Raw genomic sequence first — 417 nt, 5'->3', positions numbered from 1 at the left:
TCAAACTGGTTACTGAATTGTCACGCATTCGCGTGATGCCGTGCCCCGCCGCGCATTCGGCCACCCGGCCGGGATGCGACGCCTAGCCCGGAGTTTCCTCAATGGATCTCACTCGCCGTTCCCTTCTGGCCGGTGCGGTTGTCTCGGCCACCCTTGGCTTGAGCAGCCTGCCGGTGCTGGCGCAGAGCCAGAATCCGCAGTCCTTTTCTCAGACCGAGCTCGTCAGCTCCGGTCATCAGTTCTTTGGCAATGTCTCGCGTGGGCTTGCGCTGACGATCGAGGAGGCCGTTCGCCGCTGGGGCGAACCCAATGGCTATGTGCTCGGCCAGGAAGCCTCCGGTGCTTTCGTAGGTGGCCTCCGCTTTGGCGAGGGCACATTGTTCACGCGCAATGCCGGCGATCGCAAGGTGTTCTGGC

The 417-nt window shown here is 63.1% G+C and carries 1 protein-coding gene; it reads left to right on the top strand.

Translation table 11 applies throughout. The features are described from left to right. Nucleotides 1-101: 101 nt before the first annotated feature. Nucleotides 102-417 (top strand): EipA family protein (locus AB4Y92_RS26080; RefSeq protein WP_441822260.1); only part of this gene is annotated, 316 nt, incomplete at its 3' end.

It is taken from the genome of Lysobacter sp. TAB13, from assembly GCF_052113885.1.
Lineage (GTDB): Bacteria > Pseudomonadota > Gammaproteobacteria > Xanthomonadales > Xanthomonadaceae > Lysobacter > Lysobacter gummosus.
The sequence above is the reverse complement of the archived record's forward strand: the minus strand, read 5'-3'. Positions and strand labels throughout refer to the sequence as shown.